Genomic DNA, 18,819 nt, shown 5'->3' with positions numbered 1-18,819 from the left:
AGGGGCCGGTCCTTCGGGGCCGGCCCCTGCCTTTTCCAAAGATCGCCGGCCGTTCAGGACCCGCCGCGCCGCGCCGCGAGCGGCGGCAGATGGATGGCCTGCGGCACGGTATATTCCAGCAGTCCTTCCATGCCGTTCTCGACGCCGAAACCGCTCTGCTTGTGGCCGGCGAAGGGGGTGTCGGGGCGGATGTTGAGGTTCTGGTTGATCCAGACGGTGCCGGTCTCCAGCCGTTCGGCGATGGCGATCGCCGCCACCTCGTCCGCCGACCAGACCGCGCCGGCCAGGCCATAGGGGCTGTCATTGGCGCGCGCGATCACCTCGTCGACATCCGAGAAGCGCATCATCGGCAGCACCGGGCCGAAGGCCTCTTCCTGGACCACACGCGATGCCTCGGGCGGGTTGTCGACGATGGTCACCGGGATGAAATACCCCGATGCGGGCACGTCTGCGCCCTGAAGCAGGGTCAGCCCGTTCCGCCGGGCGTCGTCCAGCAGCTCCATCACCCGGTCGAACTGGCGCCGGTTCTGGATCGGCCCCAGAACCGTGCCCTGTTCGGTGCCGTCACCCATCTTCACCGATCGGGCGATCGCAACCAGCCGGTCGCGCAGTGCGTCGTAGATGTCTTCGTGGACATAGAGCCGCTTGGTCGCGACGCAGATCTGGGCAGTGTTGAAGAAGGCGCCGAAAAAGATCTTCTGGGCGACCGTGTCGACATCGACATCGGGCATCACGATCGCCGCGTCATTGCCGCCCAGTTCCAGGGTCACGCGCTTCAGATCGGCGGCGGCGCTGGCCAGCACCGCCTTGCCGGTGGCGGTGGATCCCGTGAACGAGATCTTGGCGAAACCCGGATGCGCGGTCATCCAGGGGCCCAGCCGGTCGCTGCCGCTGATCACGTTCAGCACGCCCGCCGGCAGCACGTCGCGCAGCAACTCGCCGATTCTGAGCGTGCAGAGCGGGGTGAAGGGCGACGGCTTCAGCACCACGGTGTTGCCCGCCACCAGCGCGGGACCCAGCTTCCACATCGCCAGGCTGACCGGGAAGTTCCAGGGCGCGATCGCGCAGATCACGCCCAGCGGCACATGGCGGGTATGCATGCGCTGACCATCCGGCATTTCGGTCAGATGCTCGGGCGGGGTCATGCCGGCCACGACATCCAGCCAGTCGGCGGCGCCGGTGATTTCCTGCCGGGCGGCCTTCAGCGGCCGGCCCTGTTCGGCGGTGAACAGGCGTGCCAGCTCGTCGGCATGGCCGCGCAGTACACGGGCGACGCCACGTACGGCGGCCTGGCGCTCGGCCACCGGGGTCCGGCGCCAGCTTTCCCAGGCCTGCTGCGCGGTTTCGACCGCCGCGTCCAGCTGCTCGCGGCTGCAGTCCGGGGCGGTGGCGAAGACCTCGCTGGTGGCCGGGTTGATCACCTCGATCACCTGGGATGAGGTCACGCCATGACCGTTGATGGTCATGGTCGGGCTCGGCTGATGGTCCGACATCTCTGGGCCGTCCTTTCTGTCCGGTCTGTGTGGGGCTTCAGGTTTCCTCCGATCGAGTCATAGTGTACAGTCGTATACTATGCAACCGGCCGCCATTCGATAATCTGTCTGCGGAATTTGACCGGATGAGGACAGAGATGCCGGATTTCAGAATCCGACTTGTCCAAGCGGCCCGGTATGATAGTTTACAAGCATAAACAAAAGAATCGGGAGGATGCATGTACACCAAAGGGCGGCCCTACAGGCGCAAGGACGGCATTCCTCATGGCTTCGACGCCATCGTCATCGGCTCCGGCATGGGCGGGCTGGGGGTGGCCTCCGTCCTGGCGCAGCAGGGGATGCGCATGCTGGTGCTGGAGCAGAACGCCGTGATCGGCGGCCTGACCCAGAGCTATGACCGGGCCGGGTATCGCTGGACGGTAGGCATGCATTATATCGGCGACGTCGCATCGCCACGGACGCTGACCTGGAAGATGTTCGACTACGCGGCCCGGGGTGGGATCCGCTGGGCGCATCTGCCCCCGATCTACAACCGGATGAACATTGCCGGGCGCGAATATCGCATTCCCGCCGGAGTCGAGGCCTATCGGGCCGCGCTCCACGGCTGGTTCCCGCAGGAGCATGCCGCGATCGACCGCTATCTGGAGCTTCTGGCGGCGGCATCGAAGTCCTCGGCCCCCTTCTTCGCTCTGAAGGCTTATCCGGCAGACCGGCCGATGCCGGCGCTGGAAGCGATGACCGGCCCCTTCCATGATTTCGCCCGGCGCACGACCCGCGAAGTGATCGCCGACCTGACCTCGGATCCTGAACTGACCGCGGTACTTTGCGCCAACTGGGGCGATTACGGCATCGAACCCGCGCGCAGTTCCTTCGCCATGCATGCCATGCTGGCCAAGCACTATATGAACGGCGCCAGCTATCCCCATGGCGGCGGCCGGGCCTTTGCGGATGCGATCGTGCCGGTGATCGAGGCGGCGGGCGGGCTGGTCCTGCATGGTGCCGAGGTGGCGCACATCCTGGTCGAGGACGGCCGGGCGACCGGTGTCGTGATGGCATCGGGGGAAGAGGTGCGCGCCGGGGTCGTGATCAGCGGCGCCGGCCTGCGCAACACCTTCGGCCGGCTGATGGCGCCCGAGGCGCGTGCGGCGGCCGGGCTGGACCGGATGCGCGAGAGCGTGACCTATACCAATACCGTGGTCGGGCTGCATATCGGGCTGGAGGGGGATGCGGCGACGCTGGGTCTGGAGCCTGCGAATATCTGGGCGCATCCGGGGACCGATTTCGACGCCAACCTGGCGGCGCACCGTGTCGATTTCGATGCGCCGTTTCCGTTTCACTTCATCACCTTCGCCTCGGCGAAGGACCCGACATGGAACGAGACCTTCCCGAACCGGTCGACGATCGAGATGCACGCGCTGACCGACTACCGCCACTTCGCCCCCTGGCAGGGTACGCGGTGGATGAAGCGCGGCGCCGATTACGAGGCGATGAAGGCGAAGGTGCAGGAGCGCCTGTTGGCCGATCTCTATCGCCTGGTACCTGCGACCCGCGGTGCCGTGCGCTATGTCGAGGTCTCGACCCCGCTGACCTACGAGACCTTCGTCCGTCAGCAATACGGCGATTTTCTGGGGATCGAAAGCTCGCCGCAGCGCTATGAACAGGACTGGCTGCGGGCGCAGACCCCCGTACCGGGCCTGTATCTGACTGGACAGGACGTGACCAGCGACGGCATCATCGGCGCGTTGTTCGGCGGTGTGCTCTGTGCCTCTGCCGTCACTGGCAGGGACATGGTCGATGAGATCAAGAAGGCGCCGGTTTTCGCTCAGGATGCCTCATGACTGAGGGCGGGGCTCCGTCGGACACGCGCAGCCGGATCCTCGCCATTGCCGTCGACGCCTTCCTGGAGATGGGCGCAGGCTCGGTTTCCCTGCGGGAAATCGCCAAACGGGCCGGCCTGTCGCCCATGGCGATCTACCGCCATTTCGCCGACAAGGAAGCCCTGATGCGTGCCCTGATCGAAGAGGGCTTCCGGATCTATGAAGGCTATCTCTCGATCGAACGGCAGGAGGCGGATCCGGTCCGCCATCTGGAGGCGCTGGCGGCCCGCGTCTTCGACTTCGCGATCGAGAAGAGCGCTTATTTCGAACTGATGTTCCTGTCTTCCGGCACGCTGAGCGGGCTGAAGGACCGGCGCCCGATCGAGGGGATCCATCTGCCCACCTACGACGTGGCCCGCGATGCCATTCGGGAATGCGTCGAGGCCGGCCGGCTTCAGACCGGCAATCTGCGGCATATGACGACCGACCTGCTGGCCTACTGCATCGGGTTCGGCGCGTTCTACCTGTCGGGTGCGATCACCTCCGATCCGGTGGTCGCGCGCCGCCAGTTTGCCGATGGGTTCAGGCGGATGGTCACCTTGATGTCGAAACCAGACCACCCCCATGGAGGAGATGCCCCGTGACCGCCTATGTCGTGATGATCCGCGAGAAGATGCGCGACGAAGACGCCTTCAAGGACTATGCCGCCGGCGCCCGTGCCGCGCGCGGCGACCACCCGATCACCCCGCTTGCCTTCTATGGCCCCCATCAGGTGCTGGAAGGTGCGGCGGCGGAAGGCGTGGTGATCCTGTCCTTCCCCGACATGGATGCCGCCCGCGCCTGGTATGACAGCCCGGCCTATGCCGAGGCCCGCGGCCATCGCTATCGGGCGGCCGACTATCGCGTGCTGATGGTGGAAGGGGTCTGATCGGGCGCCGCCTGTATCCGGGCGACCCTATGCCGGCGGCGCGCTTCGCTTGCAGAAATGCTCCAGCAACTCCGCGAAGTTCCGCGGCGTCGGGTCGTCCATCAACACGTCGAAAGTGCGCCGAAGCTCCGCCTCCTGCCGGTCGAGCATCGGGCGCAGCGTCTTCAGAAGGGCGGCGCCTTTCTGGGTCAGCAGCACGCGGACCCGGCGGCGATCGGCCGGATCGGCGGCCCGATAGACCAGGCTGTCCGAGATCATCCGATCGATCACCTTGGTCAGGGTCGAGGCATCGATCAGAATCGTTCGGGCGATTTCCGACATGCTGAGCCCGTCGGCCGCACCGTCGGAGGCCAGCGTCTGAAGGACCCGGAGCTGGTCGACCGGCAGCTTCAGCGGCCGCAGATTCTCTTCCAGCTCGCGTTCGAGCTGGCGGTTCAGATTGGCGACCAGAAAGCCGATGGTCGTTTGGAGAGACTCGCCGGACATCACTGTTTCCTTGTCGTTTCCCGGGCGGGGCCGGAAGACGGTGTATTCATATCAGACTCCTCAGAACCGGGCGACGACATCGAAGGACAACCCGTCTGCCGCCGCGATATAGACCGGCAGGCGTTGCGAGAGCGTGCCGGTGGCGGTGTCGAACCGGGCGGACCGATATTCGACCCCATGCGGCGGCAGGCTCAGCAGGCGGCGAGGGTCGGCGGACCGGCACCGGCCGATGAGGCCGAGCGCGAAGCTGACGCCTTCATAGCAGGATTGCCCATAGGCGTTGGGGATCGGCGCCAGGCTTCCGAAGGACGACCAGTAGCGTTCCATGAACGCGGTATTGGGCGCAGTCCGGGCCGCGGCGAAATAGCAGGCCCCGGCGAACAGCCCTTCCATCGCTGCGGGTGAGAGGCTGGTGAGGATGGTTTCGTCGGTGGCGATGGCGCATCTCGGGATCCTGCCGGCAAGCCCGGCCTCGCCATAGATCCGGTAGAAGGGGATGCCCTGATCCCCGACCAGAAAGCAGAGAACGACGTCGGGATCCGCCTTGCGGATGTCTTCGACCGCGCGCCGGTCCCAGTCTTCCGGCGCATCCAGCGGCCGGGACAGCATGCCGACCACGGTGCCGCCCGCCGCCGCGATCATCCGGCCGGTCATCGGCATGGTCCGCTGCGGCCAGCGATAGTCGCTGCCGATCATCAGGAACCGGCGCGCGCGAAAGCGCTGTTCGATCCAGGCGAGCATGGGCGGGATCAGGCGGTCATCGGTGGCGCTGAGCGCAATGGTCGGTTCGGGCGCGTCCATTTCATAGTTCGGCGTATAGATGAAGGGCACACGCCCGGCGATCGCGAACGAGATCCGCCGTCGGGCATTGGATGCCACCATGGCGACGATCACCGAGACATTGTCGATCTCGACCAGATCCCGGGCGATGCGCGCCGCCACGGCCGGATCCCAGCCGGCGTCTCGCACGACCAGGTTGATTTCCTGGCCATGGACGCCCCCGGCGGCGTTTGTCTCGGCGGCGCTCAGGATGGCGCCGTTCAGACAGGATGGCGCCCAGATACCGGTCGGGCCGCTTTGCGAGATCAGCAATCCGATATTCACTTTGGACATGGTCACCGGCCCCCGCTGATTTGTTTTCAGCATAGAAACCACCTGAATCATCTTCAAGGCTCCCGGTCAGTGATTGGCCTGTCGGCTCGCCTGTGCGGGGCGCTGCGGGCGGGGCGGGACTCATCTGCGGCGCGCCCCACATGTTCAGGGGTGATCCACCGACATACAAATATATTTCCTTTGCAATAATGTCATCTGACAATTATGAATAAGACAGCACCCGACGCGGCAGCCGGGGCCATGATCCCGGGAAGGCGCGCGGGGGAAGAGCGCGTCCTGAGTGGATGACATGCGCGCGGGTGCTCTCCAATAAAAAACAGGAGGCGGACGATGCACATCGAACCGGGCATCGTGGATGGCGCAAAGGCCATCCTGGGATACGCGACGGCGGCCGGGGCCGGGCTGGCGACGCTCAAATTCGGCTATGACGAGATCAGAAACCGCGGCGGCGCGTCACTCGCTGCCCGCAGCGGCATCGCGGCGGCCGTCGTGCTTGGTCTTTTCCAGCTGCTGCCGCATCCGGCGGTCGGCGTGTCGGAGGTTCATCTGATCCTCGGCTCCACGCTGTTTCTGATGTTCGGCCTCGCCCCTGCGGCCATCGGCTTGGCATCGGGGCTGCTGGTACAGGGGCTGCTCTTCGCGCCCTTCGACCTGCCGCAATACGGCATGAACGTCACGACGCTTCTGGTGCCGCTCTTTGCGCTGTCCTGGGCCGCGCGGCGTCTGATCGCGCCGGGCACGCCCTATGTCGACCTCTCCTATCGTCAGGTGCTCGCGCTTTCGGCTACCTACCAGGCCGGCATCGTCTCGTGGGTGGCGTTCTGGGTGTTTTACGGCCAGGGCGTCGAGCTTTCGGTTCTGCAGTCGGTCTCGGCCTTCGGGGCGGCCTATCTGGCGGTCATTCTGGCCGAACCTCTGATCGATCTGGGCGTGCTGGCGCTCGCGAAGTCGCTCCGCAACGGCATGCTGCTGGAGCGTCGCCTCCATGCGCCGGCCTGATGGTCCCGGGACCGGTCCTGCAGCAGGGAGATGAGCTATGAACGGTATTCACGACCTCGGCGGTATCGACGGGATGGGGCCGGTCGGGCCCACCGCCTGGGAGCCGCCCTATCATGCCGAATGGGAAAAGGCGGCCTGGGCGCTGTTCCCCTTCGCGGCCCGGGCCGGGATGTTCGGCCTGGACGAATTCCGCAAGCATCTGGAGGGGATGCACCCGCTCCATTACCTCACCGCCTTCTATTACGAGCATTGGGTGGATGCGGTCGAACGGATCGGCTGCGAAAAGGGTCATTGGACCCGCGAGGAGCTGGACAAGCGGACGGCCTATTATCTTCAGTATCCGGATGCGCCATTGCCGCCGAATGACGACCCGGCCCTCGTCGACTTCGCCAACTGGGCCATCCAGAACGGCTTCCCGGCCGCCCGGCAGATCGAGACGGCGCCGAAATTCCGGATCGGGGACAAAGTCGTCGTCGATGCCTCGGTGCCCCGCCATCACCATCGCCGGCCCCGCTATGCCATGGGGCGTGTCGGCGAGATCGTGATGCATCACGGCGCCCATGTCTTTCCCGACACCACCGCCGCCGGTGGCGGAGAGACCGCCGAACATCTCTACACCGTCCGTTTCGCCCAGTCAGAACTCTACGGGGCGGAACATGCCGATCCCAACGCATGTCAGCATGTCGACATGTGGGAGCCCTACATCACCCTGGCGCGGTCCTGAAGGGAGGACGATGCATGACCCGAGTCAATCTGGTCTACACACCCCGCAGCGAGGAAGAGATCGCGGCCCGCGTGAAGGCGATCGAGGCCATCCTGATCGAAGGCGGGCTGATGTCGGAAGCGGGTGTCGACCGCTTCGCCGCCGTCTATGAAAACGAGGTCGGCCCGCGGCTCGGCGCCTCTGTGGTGGCCAGGGCCTGGACCGATCCCGAGTTCAAGGCCCGGCTTCTGGCGGATGCCAGTGCCGCCTGCCACGAACTGGGGATCGGCGGCCTGCAGGGCGAGCACATGATCGTCGTCGAGAACACCGATACGATCCATAACGTCGTCGTCTGCTCGCTCTGCTCCTGCTATCCCTGGCCCGTGCTCGGCCTGCCGCCGAACTGGTTCAAGTCGATGCCCTATCGCGCCCGGATCATCCGCGAGCCGCGCCTCTGCCTGAAAGAGGATTTCCGGCTCGACATCCCGCAGGAAACCGAGATCCGGGTGTGGGATTCGAATTCCGAAATCCGCTACTGGGTGCTGCCGCAGCGCCCCGCGGGCACCGACGGGATGGGGGCTGACGAGCTTGCGGCCCTGGTTACCCGGGATTCGATGATCGGCACCGGCTTCCCCCGGGCGGCCTGAACGACCGGCAAGGGACATCGCAGATGATGCCTGTATCGACAAGTTGCAGCACCGATCTGGCCGTTCTGCTTGAGCGGCGCGAGGGGCAGGTGCCCTTCGACAAGCCCTGGGAATTGCGGGCCTTCGCCATCGCCATTGCCGCCTGCGAGGCGGGCGAATTCGCCTGGGGCGAATTTCAGGAAGCGCTGACCGATGCCATCCGCAATTGGGAGGCGGCCAATCCTGGGTTCGGACCCGAGCAGTGGAACTATTACGAACACTTCGTCACGGCGCTGGAAGTGGTCCTCGCGCAGCATCGGCGGCTTGCCACCGACGGGCTCGATGACCGGGCGCGGCACATTCTCGCCACGCCGCCGCACAAGCACCATGTCGCCCGCTACGATCCGATCACGATCGATCGGGTCGGCTTTTGACATCAGGTACAAGAGGTGAAATGAAGCGCCGGGGAGCGGATGCCGTTCCGCCCCCGGCGCTTCACCTTGCACCGGCGGCATTCTATTCTCGGAAGAGGGCCTCTCGCAGAGAGGTGCAGCTGCCGCGAGGAGATGCCCCTTTATGACCGCCCCCGTCGAGGCTTTCCGCCATCTCGATCCGGCGCCGATGCGCCCGCTTGCCCCGGCGGATATCCCGTCGCTCGCCCGGCTCTGGCATCAGGGCTGGTGCGACGGGCATCTGGCGTCGGCGTCCGAGGGTCTTGTCCGGGCGCGGCGGCTGGAGAGTTTCGTGGCCCGGCTTGAGGCGGCACCGGCGGGCGAAGTGCAGGTGACCGGGCCAGACGGCGCCCCCGCCGGTTTTTTCTGGCTGAAGGGTGCCTGTCTCGACCAGTTCTATGTCGATCCCGCCCTGCGCGGCCATGGTCTGGCGATGCCGTTGATGTTGGCGGCGGAGGCGCAGCTTGCCGCGTCTGGAGTGGACATCGCCTGGCTTTCCTGTGTGGTGGGGAATGACCGTGCCGCCCGCTTTTACGAGAAGGCCGGCTGGCATCGGGCTGCGACCACGCCTATGCAGCTTCAGACGGCAGACGGCCCGTTCGACATCGTGGTCTGGCGTTACGAGAAGCGGCTGTTGCCTTAAACCGCCGGCGGATCGAGCCGGGCGAAAGCCTCTTGCCGCCGATAGGGGAAGTGCGGATAGGGGGCGTCCCGGACGCTGGCCGCATCCAGCCGGGCGATCTGGTCCTGGGTCAGCTGCCAGCCTGTGGCGCCCAGATTGTCCCGCAGCTGCGCCTCGTTGCGCGCGCCGATGATCACCGAGGTGACCGTCGGGCGGCCGAGCAGCCAGTTGATCGCGATCTGCGGCACCGTGCGTCCGGTCTCGGCGGCAATCTCGTCCAGAACGTCGGTCACGCGGTAGAGCAGGGCCTCGTCGACCGGGGGCGCGAAGGCGGCGGTGTCGTGTAGCCGGCTGCCGGCGGGGATCGGACGGTTGCGGCCGATGCGGCCGGTCAGCCGGCCCCAGCCGAGCGGGCTCCAGACCAGGGCGCCGACCTTCTGATCCTGCCCCAGCTTCATCAGCTCCCATTCATAGTCGCGGCCGATCAGCGAATAATAGACCTGATGGGCGACGAAGCGGCTGCGGCCGGTGCGGTCGGCGGCCGCCAGCGCCTTCATCAAGGCCCAGCCGGGATAGTTCGAGACCCCGGCATGGCGCAGCTTGCCCGCGCGGATCAGGTCATCCAGCGTCGCCACCACCTCGTCCACCGGGGTGGCGGCGTCATGGGCGTGGAGTTGCAGGATGTCGATCCGGTCGGTCCCAAGCCGGCGGAGTGCCGCGTCCACGCCGCGGATCAGCCGGTCGCGACCGACGCCTGCGTCATTGGCACCGGGCCCCATGGGCAGGCCCATCTTGGTCGACAGGATCACCCGGTCGCGCCGGCCGCGAATCGCCTGGCCCAGAACCTGTTCCGAGGCGCCGTCGGAATAGACATCGGCGCTGTCGAACAGGGTGACGCCGGCCTCCAGGCAGATGTCGATCAGCCGCCGGGCCTCTGCCACATCGGTATTGCCCCAGGCGCCGAACAGCGGCCCGCTACCGCCGAAGGTGCCTGTCCCAAGCCCCAGAACCGGCAGTTTGAGGCCCGAAGCGCCCAGCTGACGATGCTCCATCGATCCGTCCTTCCATCAGGGTGACTGTCTCACCCCGCCAGATGGGCCTGGACGCCGGGATCCGGTATCGGCGGTGCGGGCACATCATCTGTGCCCTGAATTCCAGGATCTGCGGCGCGCCTTGACCTCGGGCAGGCCATATGCGATCTTCAATTCAAACGAACGTATGAATGATGTCTGCCCTGGTCCGGTCGAGAGAAAGAACAACAAGATGCAGTTTGACCACCCGCCTCATGTCGAAGCGCTGCGCCAGCGGCTGACGGATTTCATGGACCACTATATCCTGCCGGCCCATGGGGCGGTGACGCGGGCCTTCCTCGACGGCGGCCATCCGACGGAGATCATCGAACGGCTGAAGGCGCGAGCCTGGGAGGCCGGGCTGTGGAACCTGTTCCTGCCGTCGCTGACCGACGATCAGCCGGGGGTCAGGCTGTCGAATGCCGAGTATGCGCCACTGGCCGAGATCATGGGCCGGGTCCCCTGGGCCTCGGAGGTGTTCAACTGCGCGGCGCCGGACAGCGGCAATATGGAGCTGCTGCAGCTGTTCGGCACGCCGGATCAGAAGGCGCGCTGGCTGGATCCGCTGCTGCTGGGGGAGATCCGGTCGGTTTTCTGCATGTCGGAGCCGGATGCGCCGTCATCCGACCCCACTTCGCTCGCCACCACCATCCGCCGGGACGGCGACGATTACGTGGTGGAAGGGCGGAAATGGTTCATCACCGGCACCCGCCATCCGCATCTGTCCTTCGCCATCGTCTTCGGCGTCTCCGACCCGGACGGTCTGGCGGAGCGCCACCGGCGGCATTCCTTCGTGATCGTGCCGATCGACGTCCCCGGCGTGAAGATCGTGCGCGACATCACGCTGATGGGCGCGCATGCGGCAGACGGGCATGGCGAGATCGTGTTCCGCAATGTCCGGGTGCCGGCGGCACATCTGATCGGGGCCGAGGGTGACGCCTTTGCCATCGCCCAGGCCCGGCTGGGGCCCGGGCGGGTGCATCATGCCATGCGTTCGGTGGGTCAGTGCGAACTGGCGCTGGAGCTGATGACCGAGCGGGCGCTGGAACGCCGGATCGGCGGCACACCTCTGGCCGATCGTGCCAATATCCGCGAGTGGATCGCCGAAAGCCGGATCGAGATCGACCAGTGCCGGCTGCTGGTGATGCAGGCGGCCTGGCTGATGGACACGAAAGGCAATGCGGCGGCGCGCACGGCGGTCTCTGCGATCAAGCTTGCAAGTGCGCGGCTGCAGACCCGGGTGCTGGACCGGGCGATGCAGGTCTTCGGCGCGGCGGGCCTGTCGCCCGACACGCCGCTTGCCGGGCTCTGGAGCTGGGGCCGGGCGCTCAGGGTGCTGGACGGGCCCGACGAGGTGCATCTGCAGACGGTGGCGAAGGCGGAGCTGAAGGCGGCGCGGGCGGCGATCGGCCGGAACACCCGGCACTTTACCGGACCCGCAGGACTATAAGCGGGGCTCACATCAGCCAGCCGCGGGCGGGCGGGCCGTCTTCGGCCATCAGTGGCGGACGGCCGGCGGGCGGGCCCTCGCGGTCGATCCGTGCGCGCAGCAGCAGCCGGCGGAGCAGGCGGCGCAGCGCCGGCCGGTCGTCATCGCCGCCAAGCTCCACCCGTTCCGCGCACCAGCAGAGCGCCAGCCGCTTCAGCCGGGCGTCATCCATCCAGGGGTCCCCCGGCCGGGCGGCGACGATGGTTGGGAAGGGCAGCTGGCCGCGGGGCAGGGGGCCATGGTCTTCAAGCCCGGGGCGCTGTTCGACATCGGCGGGGGCGAGCAGCAGCAGTCCGCCCACCGCCCGGGCGACCGGGCGATCGGCCAGATGCAAGGCAAGGGCCGCCCCAAGATTATGGCCGCAGATCACCACACCTGGTGCGGCAGCCACCATCCGGCAGACCCTGGAGAGCATGTCGTCATGGGTCCCGGCAAGGCGGAGCACCCGGGCCTCGCCTGCCTCGACGGCAAGGCGGCGCAGCAGGCGTCCGGAGGTACTGGCATGGGGGCCGGCATCCAGGATCAGCGTCCGGATGCCGCGCAGTCCGGCATCGTCGGTCATTGCGCGGTTCTCCCCCAGGGCCGGCCGGTCCAATCCGGTCTGCCGCATCGCCCGGGATGCGGCCGGCATTATGAAGGAAGCATAGCGCGCCCTGCTGGTCCTGACAAATAATCAGTCGATAAAAATGGTAGACTAATCCAGCAGGCCGCTCAGAAAGGCCGTGAAGTCCCCGCCCACCGGGGTGATCGGCTCACCCGTGGCCGGAATCCGGACGACGGCGAGCGCATCCACGCGGTCGAAGGCATAGCAGGCCCCGCCCGCATCGGTTGCAAAGATGGCATAACGCCCGCCATCCTCCCGGCCATAGACCTCGTCGAAATCGAGCGGGCAGCAGAACATGACCAGCCCGTCCGCCGGCAGCGGCCCGGCTCCGGCCTCGCTCAGGAAGCGCAGATAATCGGCGGGAAGATCGTCGCGACAGAGGGCCAGAAGCTCTTCCGCGCCCAGGCGCAGCAGGCCGTCCAGACGTCCGTCATTGCGCCAGCGGGTGATGCATTCCTCGATGGCCGGCAGCACCGGCTGAAGGGTGCCGAGCGGTACGAAGCCGGCCGTGAGCGTGGTGGTGTCGACTTCCTGCATCCTGGACATCCATGATCTGGGACAGCCTCGCGAGACGGAGAGGGCCGCGAGAGGGAGGGGGCTGCGACAGATGGATGCTAGTCTGCCTGCATGTCATCGACCGATGTTCTTCCGGTGTCATAGATGCGACGAAGGGCGTATCCAATGATACGCCCTTCGCGTGTCCGAATGACGGGTGGTCACCGGCGGGTCGACTTGGGGGAGATGCGAAACCGGTCAGTAACCAGCCTTCTCTTCCACGTCGTAACCTTTTTTCGCGATCAGCATGGTCCGGTCGAATTCGCAGACCACCTTGCCGTGCTGGTTCATGCCCCGCGTGCGCACGGTGACGATGCCGGCATTGGGGCGCGACTTGCTCTCGCGCTTGTCCAGCACCTCCGATTCCGCCTCCAGCGTATCGCCGGCGAAGACCGGATGAGTCAGTTTGATTTCCTTCCAGCCCAGATTGGCGATCGCCTTCTGGCTGACATCGGTGACGCTCATGCCGACCAGCAGGGCGACGGTGAAGGGCGAGCAGACGATGCACTGGCCGAATTCGGAGTGTTTGGCGAACTCCTCGTCGAAATGCATCGGGTGGGTGTTCATGGTCAGCAGGGTGAACCAGATGTTGTCGTTCTGGGTGATGGTCCGCTTCGGGCGGTGCTCGTAGATGTCACCGACGCTGAAATCCTCGAAATAGCGGCCGAAGCTTTCGCGGTAGCGGTTTTCGCCGACGGCGACGTGAGTCTGCACCATGGGGAGGTCTCCGTTCTCGTCTCTGGAGGTAAAGCGTGTCTGTAGAAGGGCGGATCAGGCAGCGAGCAGGCCGGCGGCCCGGGCGCGCGACAGCACCCGGCGCTGGGCCGCGACCACCGGTTTCTCGATCAGCTTGCCGTCGAGCACGGCGACGCCGCCGGCCGAGGCCTCGAAGGCCTCGATCACCCGGCGTGCCCAGGCGATCTCGGCCTCGGCCGGGGTGAAGGCGGCATTGACCAGGGCGACATTGGCGGGATGCAGGGCGGCCTTGCCGGTGAAGCCCAGGTCCCGGGCGCGGGCGGCGTCTTCAGCCACGGCATCCGGGTTGCGGAAATCCAGCGCCGGCACGTCGATCAGATCGATGCCGGCGCCGCGTGCGGCCTGGACCAGCCGGACGCGGGCATAGGCCATCGGCTCGGGCGCCACCCGGGTGCCGAGTTCGGCCGCAAGATCAGCCCCACCGAACATCATCAGGTCGAGCCGCGGCGTTGCCGCGGCGATGGCATGGGCGGCCTCGATCCCGCGCACGCTCTCCACCAGCGCGGCCAGCTTCAGCGCGCTGCCGGCTTCGGTCAGCACCGCATCGGCGAGGCGCAGTTCCTCCGCGCTTTCAACCTTAGGCAGCATCACGATGCCAGTGGGAATCCCGGCACCGGCGAGTGCGGCCAGGTCGTGCAGGCCGGCAATCGTCTTCAGCCCGTTGATGCGCAGGATCCGTTCGGGCCCGCCGGCGCCGTCGCCTGCGGCGGCGCGCAGGAAGTCGAAGCCGGCCGGGCGGGCGGCCGGCTTCAGGTCGGGGGCGACGGCGTCTTCCAGATCGACACAGACCAGGTCGGCGCCGGAGGCCAGGGCCTTGGCGAAGATCTCCGGGCGCGTCGCGGGGGCGAACAACAGGCTGCGGCGTGCGGATTGGGACAAGGACGGTCTCCGGCGGCTGGGGTGATCGGCTGGATGGTCGTCGCAGATCACCTATTTGTCCAGACAAATTTTCCGTGTAGCATAGCCGGGACGAAGCGCCGCGCAAGGGGCGTCATGGGCGGGCCCCGATCGGGCAGCCGCCGGGCAGAGAGGAGCGGAGATGTTCGAGCAGGAAGGGCGCCGCCTGAAATTCGGCGTGATGGTGCCGTCGACCAACACGGTGGTGCAGACCGAATTCGCCCGCATGCGCCCCGGCGGGGTGAGCAATCATGTCTCGCGCATCCACATCCCCGACCGGCCGCTGACCACCGAGGCCGATTTCGCCGCCTTGATGGAACGGGTGCAGGCCGAGCTGATGGCGGCGGTCGACCGGGTGATCACCTGCCGCCCCCATGCCCTGATCATGGGCATGTCGGCCGAAACCTTCTGGGACGGCCCCGAGGCCTCGGCCCGGCTGGCGGCGGGACTGGCGGCCCGGTCGGGCGGGCTCGACGTGACACTCGCGTCGGATGCCTTCGGTCCGGCGATCCGCGCCCATGGCGACATCCGCCGGCTGGCGGTGCTGACCCCCTATCAGAAGGCGGGGGAAGACAAGGTCGTCCGCTTCTTCGAAGGGCTGGGCTTCGAGGTCGTGGCCGTGGGCGGCGTGCAGGCGACGGGGCCGGTCGAAATGGCCGACCTGTCACCCCGGATCATCCGCGACGCGCTGATCCGCCTGAACGATCCGGCCGTGGAGGCGATCGTGCAGCTTGGCACCAACCTGCCCATGGCGCGGCTGGCGGCGGTGGCTGAATTCTGGCTCGACAAGCCGGTGATCGCGGTCAACACCGCGCTCTACTGGCATGCGCTGCGTCGGGCCGGCATCACCGACCGGGTCGAGGGGTTCGGCGCGCTGCTGGCGGCGCATTGAGAAGACGTGGAAGCGGGTGGCCGTGGCCTCCGCTTCCACTGTGATGATCATCCCTGGCGCGGATCGATCGGCGTCAGGCGACCAAGCGCCGCAGCGCGCTCGAAGGCGGCTGCCGCCTTCAGCAGGGCGTGTTCGCCACGCGGGCGGCCGACGATCTGCACACCGACCGGCATGCCTTCGGCGGTGAAGCCGCAGGGCACCGAAATGGCCGGGCAACCGGTCAGGGTGATCGCGAAGGTGATTGCGATCCAGTCGATGTAGCGCTCGAAGACATGGCCCTCATGCTCGCGAACCGTGGTCCAGTCCACGGGGAAGGGCGGTACCACGGTCGAGGGGCAGATCAGCAGGTCATAGGCCTCGAAGAAGGCGGCGACCCGGGCATAGAGGGCCGAGCGCTCGCGCTCGGCTGTGGCGATCGCATCGGCATCGTGCTTGCGGGCGGTTTCGACGCTCCACAGGATCTCGGGCGTCAGCTGATCACGATGGCTTTCGACCAGCTTGCCCATGCCGGCGATATGGCCGGTACCGCGGATGGTGTGGAAGATCTCGATGGCGCCGGTGAAATCCGGGCAGCCTTCGTCGACCGCGGCGCCCATGCCCTCGAAAATCCGGCCGGCATTGCGGATCAGCCCGGCAATCTCGCTGTCGCAATGGGTGATGCCGAGATCGGTGGACACGCCGACCCGCAGCTGTGCCGGATCCTGGTCGAGACCGGTCTGATAGCTGGGCACGGCCGGGGGGAAGGACAGCGGGTCGCCCGGCTGATGGCCGACCATGGCGTCCAGCATCAGGGCCACATCGGCGACGCTGCGCGCCATCGGGCCGTTGACCGGCAGCAGGGTCGAGGAATAGGTGGCGGGGCCCCGCGGCACCAGGCCGGGGCCGGGCCTCAACCCGACAACGCCGCAGAAGGCGGCCGGCGCGCGGATGCTGGCGCCCAGATCGGAGCCGGTGGCGAGCCAGACCTCGCCGGTCGCGAGTGCCGCCGCCGATCCGCCCGAAGAGCCGGCCGTGGACAGCGCCGTGTTCCAGGGGTTTCGGGTATAGCCGAAGAGCTGGCTGTAGGTGGTGGCATTGAAGCCGAATTCGGGCGAGGTCGCCTTGGCCACCGGCAGGGCGCCATTCGCCAGAAGATTGCGGACCTCATAGCTGGAGCCGGTCGCGATCCTGTCCTTGAAGATCGGCGAGCCGCCCATGGTGGTGCGGACGCCCTCCACATCGCTCAGATCCTTGACCGCGATCGGCAGCCCCGCCAGCCAGCCGGCCTTGCGCCGGGCGGTCGCGGGATCGAGCAATGCGGCCGCTTCCCGCGCTTGATCGAAACAGCGGATCGGCAGGGCGTTGATCGCCCCGTCGACAGTTTCGGTTCGTGCCTCGGCGGCGTCGATCAGGTCGAGGGGGGTGATGTCGCCCCGGCGCAGCAGGCCGACTGCTTCGACCGCGGACAGGGCGATGAGATCCTGGGACAAGGGGATATCTCCATCCAGGGATATGTCAGTGAAGGAGGACGGGGCGGGTATTCAGATGCCAGCGGTGCGGCGGTAATCAGGCCAGAACTGCGTGCCCTCACGCGCAAGGCCGCCACCGATGCCGATCGGCGTGCCGTCGGCCCGCCAGCAGGCGGCACCGGTCATCGCGCCGTCGGCTTCGAAGCTGATCGCGCACATGCCGCCAGCCACATGCCCGACCGGGCGGACGTCATGGCCCATGGCGGCCAGGCGGTCGCGCACGGCTTCAGGCACCGCGGTTTCGATCTCGGCATCCTGCCCCTGGGTCCAGACCCGCGGCGCTTCCACCGCCTCCTGCAGCGTCATGCCGTGGTCGATCAGATTGACCACCGCCTGCATGGCCGAGCCGTAGAGCCTGGGGCCGCCGGGCAGGCCGAGCGCGTGCACCGGCCGGCCGTCGCGGCACAGGATCAGCGGCGCCTGGGTGCTGGTGATCCGCTTGCCCGGCTCCAGCGACAGGGCATGGCCCGGATGGGGGTCGAACAGATACATATAGTTGTTGGGGATGATGCCGGTGCCGGGGATGATCAGCCGGGCGCCGAACAGGCTGTTGATGGTCTGGGTGGAGGTGACGATGTTGCCGTCGCCATCGGCAATGGTGACATGGGTGGTGTTGGCGCTCTCGGTCGAAATGACCCGCGGCGGGAACACATTGGCGCGGTCGGGCAGGATTTCCGGCCGGCGCAGATCGGCATAGGCCTTGGAGATCAGCCGGTCGACCGGCACGTCGACATAGGCCGGATCGGCAGTGGAGGCGCGGCGGTCCGAGGCCGCGATCTTCAGCACCTCCAGCAGAAGATGAACGCCTTCCGCCGTGCCGAAGCCGGTGCCGGCAATATCGAACCCTTCCAGCAGGTTCAGCATCTGCACGATATGCACCCCGCCCGAACAGGGCGGCGGGGTGCCGACGATCTCCCAGCCGCGATAATCGCCCCGGACGGGCACGCGATCGACCGTGCGGTAGTCGATCAGATCACGGGTGCGCAGGAACGAACCGGCACGGGTCAGTTCTTCGCCCACATGCGCGCCCAGCCCGCCGCCATGGAGCGCCACGGCGCCTTCCCGCGCGATCAGCCGCAGCGTGTCGGCATAGGCACCCTGGCGGACCAGGTCGCCGGGCTTCAGCGGTGTGCCGCCGGGGGTGAAGATCGCCGAGATTTCGGGATCGCGGATCAGATCCGCCGCCGTGCCGTCGATGCAGTTGCAGAGATAGGGCGTGGCGCGGTAGCCGCGATCGGCGTGGCGGATCGCCGCTTCGGTGACGGTCGCGAGGTCGAGCGTGCCGAAGCGCTCCAGCGTCTCGCACCAGGCCTTGAGATTGCCGGGCACCGCCACCGCGCTCGCCCCCACGGCATTGGCGCGGTCTTCGGTTTCCATATAGTCCGGCCAGCTGTCGGACACCGCCTTGTAACTGTCGGGTGCGGCGCCGGCGGGGGCCGTCGCCAGGCCGTCGATCACCGCCTCGCGGCCATCGGCCAGGCGGATCAGGGCGGTCCCACCGCCGAAGATGCCCACCATCATCGGCTCGACCACCGACAGAGTGAACAGCGCGGCGATGGTCGCATCGACTGCATTGCCGCCGCCGGCCAGGATCTCGACCGCCGCCGCCGATGCCAGCGGGTGGTTGGTCACGACCATGCCCCGGTATCCGAGGGCGGGGGCCTTCTCGCATGAGAACTGTGTTCCGGCGGCCTGTTTCCAGCTGCGCGCGCCTTGACTGGTCCTGTCCATCGCTCTGCCTCCTTGCCGGCGCCCTTTGCTTCTTGCGCAGCAGCAGGCTGCGGTGGGCGTCTGCGGCCGGACATCACG

The 18,819-nt window shown here is 67.1% G+C and carries 20 protein-coding genes; 10 read left to right on the top strand and 10 right to left on the bottom strand.

From position 1 onward, the window contains the following. Window positions 1-53: 53 nt before the first annotated feature. Window positions 54-1,493 carry an aldehyde dehydrogenase family protein gene (locus tag TMO_RS22775; RefSeq protein ID WP_014753163.1) on the bottom strand — a complete coding sequence of 480 codons (1,440 nt, stop codon included), beginning with the start codon at window positions 1,491-1,493 and terminating at the stop codon, window positions 54-56. A 218-nt stretch (window positions 1,494-1,711) separates the two neighbouring features. On the opposite strand from TMO_RS22775, the gene TMO_RS22770 reads away from it, so the two are divergent. From TMO_RS22770 to TMO_RS22760, 3 genes are read left to right on the top strand one after another with little or no spacing between them, the layout of a single operon-like run. Further along, the gene (locus TMO_RS22770) at window positions 1,712-3,331 is read left to right on the top strand and encodes a phytoene desaturase family protein (RefSeq protein ID WP_014753162.1); all 1,620 of its coding nucleotides are present in this window, start codon (window positions 1,712-1,714) and stop codon (window positions 3,329-3,331) included. Continuing rightward, a complete protein-coding gene (locus TMO_RS29925; protein WP_014753161.1) occupies window positions 3,328-3,954 on the top strand; it encodes a TetR/AcrR family transcriptional regulator in 627 nt (208 codons plus the stop codon). The genes TMO_RS22770 and TMO_RS29925 overlap by 4 nt, the downstream gene beginning before the upstream one ends. After that, on the top strand, window positions 3,951-4,238 hold the full coding sequence (locus TMO_RS22760; RefSeq protein WP_014753160.1) for a DUF1330 domain-containing protein: 288 nt from the start codon (window positions 3,951-3,953) through the stop codon (window positions 4,236-4,238). The genes TMO_RS29925 and TMO_RS22760 overlap by 4 nt, the downstream gene beginning before the upstream one ends. Window positions 4,239-4,265: 27 nt before the next feature. Here TMO_RS22760 and TMO_RS22755 read toward each other — a convergent pair whose 3' ends face one another. Continuing rightward, window positions 4,266-4,724, bottom strand: coding sequence for a MarR family winged helix-turn-helix transcriptional regulator (locus TMO_RS22755; protein WP_014753159.1), 459 nt, complete (start codon window positions 4,722-4,724; stop codon window positions 4,266-4,268). A gap of 60 nt (window positions 4,725-4,784) precedes the next feature. Beyond that, entirely contained in the window at window positions 4,785-5,888 is a 1,104-nt protein-coding gene (locus TMO_RS22750; protein WP_014753158.1) for a substrate-binding domain-containing protein, read from the bottom strand. Between the two features lie 279 nt (window positions 5,889-6,167). On the opposite strand from TMO_RS22750, the gene TMO_RS22745 reads away from it, so the two are divergent. The 5 genes from TMO_RS22745 to TMO_RS22725 all read left to right on the top strand — a co-directional run bounded on the left by TMO_RS22745 (window position 6,168) and on the right by TMO_RS22725 (window position 9,260). Next, window positions 6,168-6,836: an energy-coupling factor ABC transporter permease gene (locus TMO_RS22745; protein WP_014753157.1), complete on the top strand. Its 669-nt coding sequence runs from the start codon at window positions 6,168-6,170 to the stop codon at window positions 6,834-6,836. A 37-nt stretch (window positions 6,837-6,873) separates the two neighbouring features. Further along, window positions 6,874-7,560 carry a nitrile hydratase subunit beta gene (nthB, locus tag TMO_RS22740; protein WP_014753156.1) on the top strand — a complete coding sequence of 229 codons (687 nt, stop codon included), beginning with the start codon at window positions 6,874-6,876 and terminating at the stop codon, window positions 7,558-7,560. Between the two features lie 14 nt (window positions 7,561-7,574). Continuing rightward, the gene (nthA, locus tag TMO_RS22735) at window positions 7,575-8,186 is read left to right on the top strand and encodes a nitrile hydratase subunit alpha (RefSeq protein WP_014753155.1); all 612 of its coding nucleotides are present in this window, start codon (window positions 7,575-7,577) and stop codon (window positions 8,184-8,186) included. A 23-nt stretch (window positions 8,187-8,209) separates the two neighbouring features. Beyond that, window positions 8,210-8,599: a nitrile hydratase accessory protein gene (locus TMO_RS22730; RefSeq protein WP_014753154.1), complete on the top strand. Its 390-nt coding sequence runs from the start codon at window positions 8,210-8,212 to the stop codon at window positions 8,597-8,599. A gap of 142 nt (window positions 8,600-8,741) precedes the next feature. Next, the gene (locus tag TMO_RS22725) at window positions 8,742-9,260 is read left to right on the top strand and encodes a GNAT family N-acetyltransferase (protein WP_014753153.1); all 519 of its coding nucleotides are present in this window, start codon (window positions 8,742-8,744) and stop codon (window positions 9,258-9,260) included. Here TMO_RS22725 and TMO_RS22720 read toward each other — a convergent pair. After that, window positions 9,257-10,291 (bottom strand): aldo/keto reductase, encoded by a 1,035-nt coding sequence (locus tag TMO_RS22720; protein WP_014753152.1) that lies wholly within the window; start codon window positions 10,289-10,291, stop codon window positions 9,257-9,259. The genes TMO_RS22725 and TMO_RS22720 overlap by 4 nt on opposite strands. 211 nt (window positions 10,292-10,502) lie before the next feature. Between TMO_RS22720 and TMO_RS22715 the strand changes: the two genes are divergently transcribed. After that, entirely contained in the window at window positions 10,503-11,759 is a 1,257-nt protein-coding gene (locus tag TMO_RS22715; protein ID WP_041607509.1) for an acyl-CoA dehydrogenase family protein, read from the top strand. A gap of 7 nt (window positions 11,760-11,766) precedes the next feature. Here TMO_RS22715 and TMO_RS32395 read toward each other — a convergent pair whose 3' ends face one another. The 4 genes from TMO_RS32395 to TMO_RS22695 all read right to left on the bottom strand — a co-directional run bounded on the left by TMO_RS32395 (window position 11,767) and on the right by TMO_RS22695 (window position 14,592). Next, entirely contained in the window at window positions 11,767-12,360 is a 594-nt protein-coding gene (locus TMO_RS32395; RefSeq protein WP_014753150.1) for an alpha/beta hydrolase, read from the bottom strand. A gap of 132 nt (window positions 12,361-12,492) precedes the next feature. Then, window positions 12,493-12,939 carry an SMI1/KNR4 family protein gene (locus tag TMO_RS22705; protein ID WP_014753149.1) on the bottom strand — a complete coding sequence of 149 codons (447 nt, stop codon included), beginning with the start codon at window positions 12,937-12,939 and terminating at the stop codon, window positions 12,493-12,495. Between the two features lie 216 nt (window positions 12,940-13,155). Further along, window positions 13,156-13,674 (bottom strand): MaoC family dehydratase, encoded by a 519-nt coding sequence (locus TMO_RS22700; protein ID WP_014753148.1) that lies wholly within the window; start codon window positions 13,672-13,674, stop codon window positions 13,156-13,158. Between the two features lie 54 nt (window positions 13,675-13,728). Beyond that, window positions 13,729-14,592, bottom strand: coding sequence for an HpcH/HpaI aldolase/citrate lyase family protein (locus tag TMO_RS22695; RefSeq protein ID WP_014753147.1), 864 nt, complete (start codon window positions 14,590-14,592; stop codon window positions 13,729-13,731). 160 nt (window positions 14,593-14,752) lie between these two features. On the opposite strand from TMO_RS22695, the gene TMO_RS22690 reads away from it, so the two are divergent. Next, a complete protein-coding gene (locus TMO_RS22690; RefSeq protein ID WP_014753146.1) occupies window positions 14,753-15,502 on the top strand; it encodes an arylmalonate decarboxylase in 750 nt (249 codons plus the stop codon). A 47-nt stretch (window positions 15,503-15,549) separates the two neighbouring features. On the opposite strand, the gene TMO_RS22685 is transcribed toward TMO_RS22690, so the two are convergent. Together TMO_RS22685 and ggt are read right to left on the bottom strand one after the other, a co-directional pair. Then, window positions 15,550-16,971: an amidase gene (locus TMO_RS22685; RefSeq protein WP_014753145.1), complete on the bottom strand. Its 1,422-nt coding sequence runs from the start codon at window positions 16,969-16,971 to the stop codon at window positions 15,550-15,552. Between the two features lie 51 nt (window positions 16,972-17,022). Beyond that, on the bottom strand, window positions 17,023-18,741 hold the full coding sequence (gene ggt, locus TMO_RS22680) for a gamma-glutamyltransferase (protein WP_014753144.1): 1,719 nt from the start codon (window positions 18,739-18,741) through the stop codon (window positions 17,023-17,025). Between the last annotated feature and the right edge of the window lie 78 nt (window positions 18,742-18,819).

This window comes from Tistrella mobilis KA081020-065 (assembly GCF_000264455.2).
In the GTDB taxonomy this organism is placed as follows: Bacteria; Pseudomonadota; Alphaproteobacteria; order Tistrellales; family Tistrellaceae; genus Tistrella; species Tistrella mobilis.
The sequence above is the reverse complement of the archived record's forward strand: the minus strand, read 5'-3'. Positions and strand labels throughout refer to the sequence as shown.

Excerpts from the sequence above, each read along its gene's own strand:
- TMO_RS22775 (WP_014753163.1), bottom strand. The coding sequence starts at position 1,493 with ATGTCGGACCATCAGCCGAGCCCGACCATGACCATCAACGGTCATGGC.
- TMO_RS22770 (WP_014753162.1), top strand. The coding sequence starts at position 1,712 with ATGTACACCAAAGGGCGGCCCTACAGGCGCAAGGACGGCATTCCTCAT.
- TMO_RS29925 (WP_014753161.1), top strand. The coding sequence starts at position 3,328 with ATGACTGAGGGCGGGGCTCCGTCGGACACGCGCAGCCGGATCCTCGCC.
- TMO_RS22755 (WP_014753159.1), bottom strand. The coding sequence starts at position 4,724 with ATGTCCGGCGAGTCTCTCCAAACGACCATCGGCTTTCTGGTCGCCAAT.
- TMO_RS22750 (WP_014753158.1), bottom strand. The coding sequence starts at position 5,888 with ATGATTCAGGTGGTTTCTATGCTGAAAACAAATCAGCGGGGGCCGGTG.
- TMO_RS22745 (WP_014753157.1), top strand. The coding sequence starts at position 6,168 with ATGCACATCGAACCGGGCATCGTGGATGGCGCAAAGGCCATCCTGGGA.
- nthB (WP_014753156.1), top strand. The coding sequence starts at position 6,874 with ATGAACGGTATTCACGACCTCGGCGGTATCGACGGGATGGGGCCGGTC.
- nthA (WP_014753155.1), top strand. The coding sequence starts at position 7,575 with ATGACCCGAGTCAATCTGGTCTACACACCCCGCAGCGAGGAAGAGATC.
- TMO_RS22730 (WP_014753154.1), top strand. The coding sequence starts at position 8,210 with ATGATGCCTGTATCGACAAGTTGCAGCACCGATCTGGCCGTTCTGCTT.
- TMO_RS22725 (WP_014753153.1), top strand. The coding sequence starts at position 8,742 with ATGACCGCCCCCGTCGAGGCTTTCCGCCATCTCGATCCGGCGCCGATG.
- TMO_RS22720 (WP_014753152.1), bottom strand. The coding sequence starts at position 10,291 with ATGGAGCATCGTCAGCTGGGCGCTTCGGGCCTCAAACTGCCGGTTCTG.
- TMO_RS22715 (WP_041607509.1), top strand. The coding sequence starts at position 10,503 with ATGCAGTTTGACCACCCGCCTCATGTCGAAGCGCTGCGCCAGCGGCTG.
- TMO_RS32395 (WP_014753150.1), bottom strand. The coding sequence starts at position 12,360 with ATGACCGACGATGCCGGACTGCGCGGCATCCGGACGCTGATCCTGGAT.
- TMO_RS22705 (WP_014753149.1), bottom strand. The coding sequence starts at position 12,939 with ATGCAGGAAGTCGACACCACCACGCTCACGGCCGGCTTCGTACCGCTC.
- TMO_RS22700 (WP_014753148.1), bottom strand. The coding sequence starts at position 13,674 with ATGGTGCAGACTCACGTCGCCGTCGGCGAAAACCGCTACCGCGAAAGC.
- TMO_RS22690 (WP_014753146.1), top strand. The coding sequence starts at position 14,753 with ATGTTCGAGCAGGAAGGGCGCCGCCTGAAATTCGGCGTGATGGTGCCG.
- ggt (WP_014753144.1), bottom strand. The coding sequence starts at position 18,741 with ATGGACAGGACCAGTCAAGGCGCGCGCAGCTGGAAACAGGCCGCCGGA.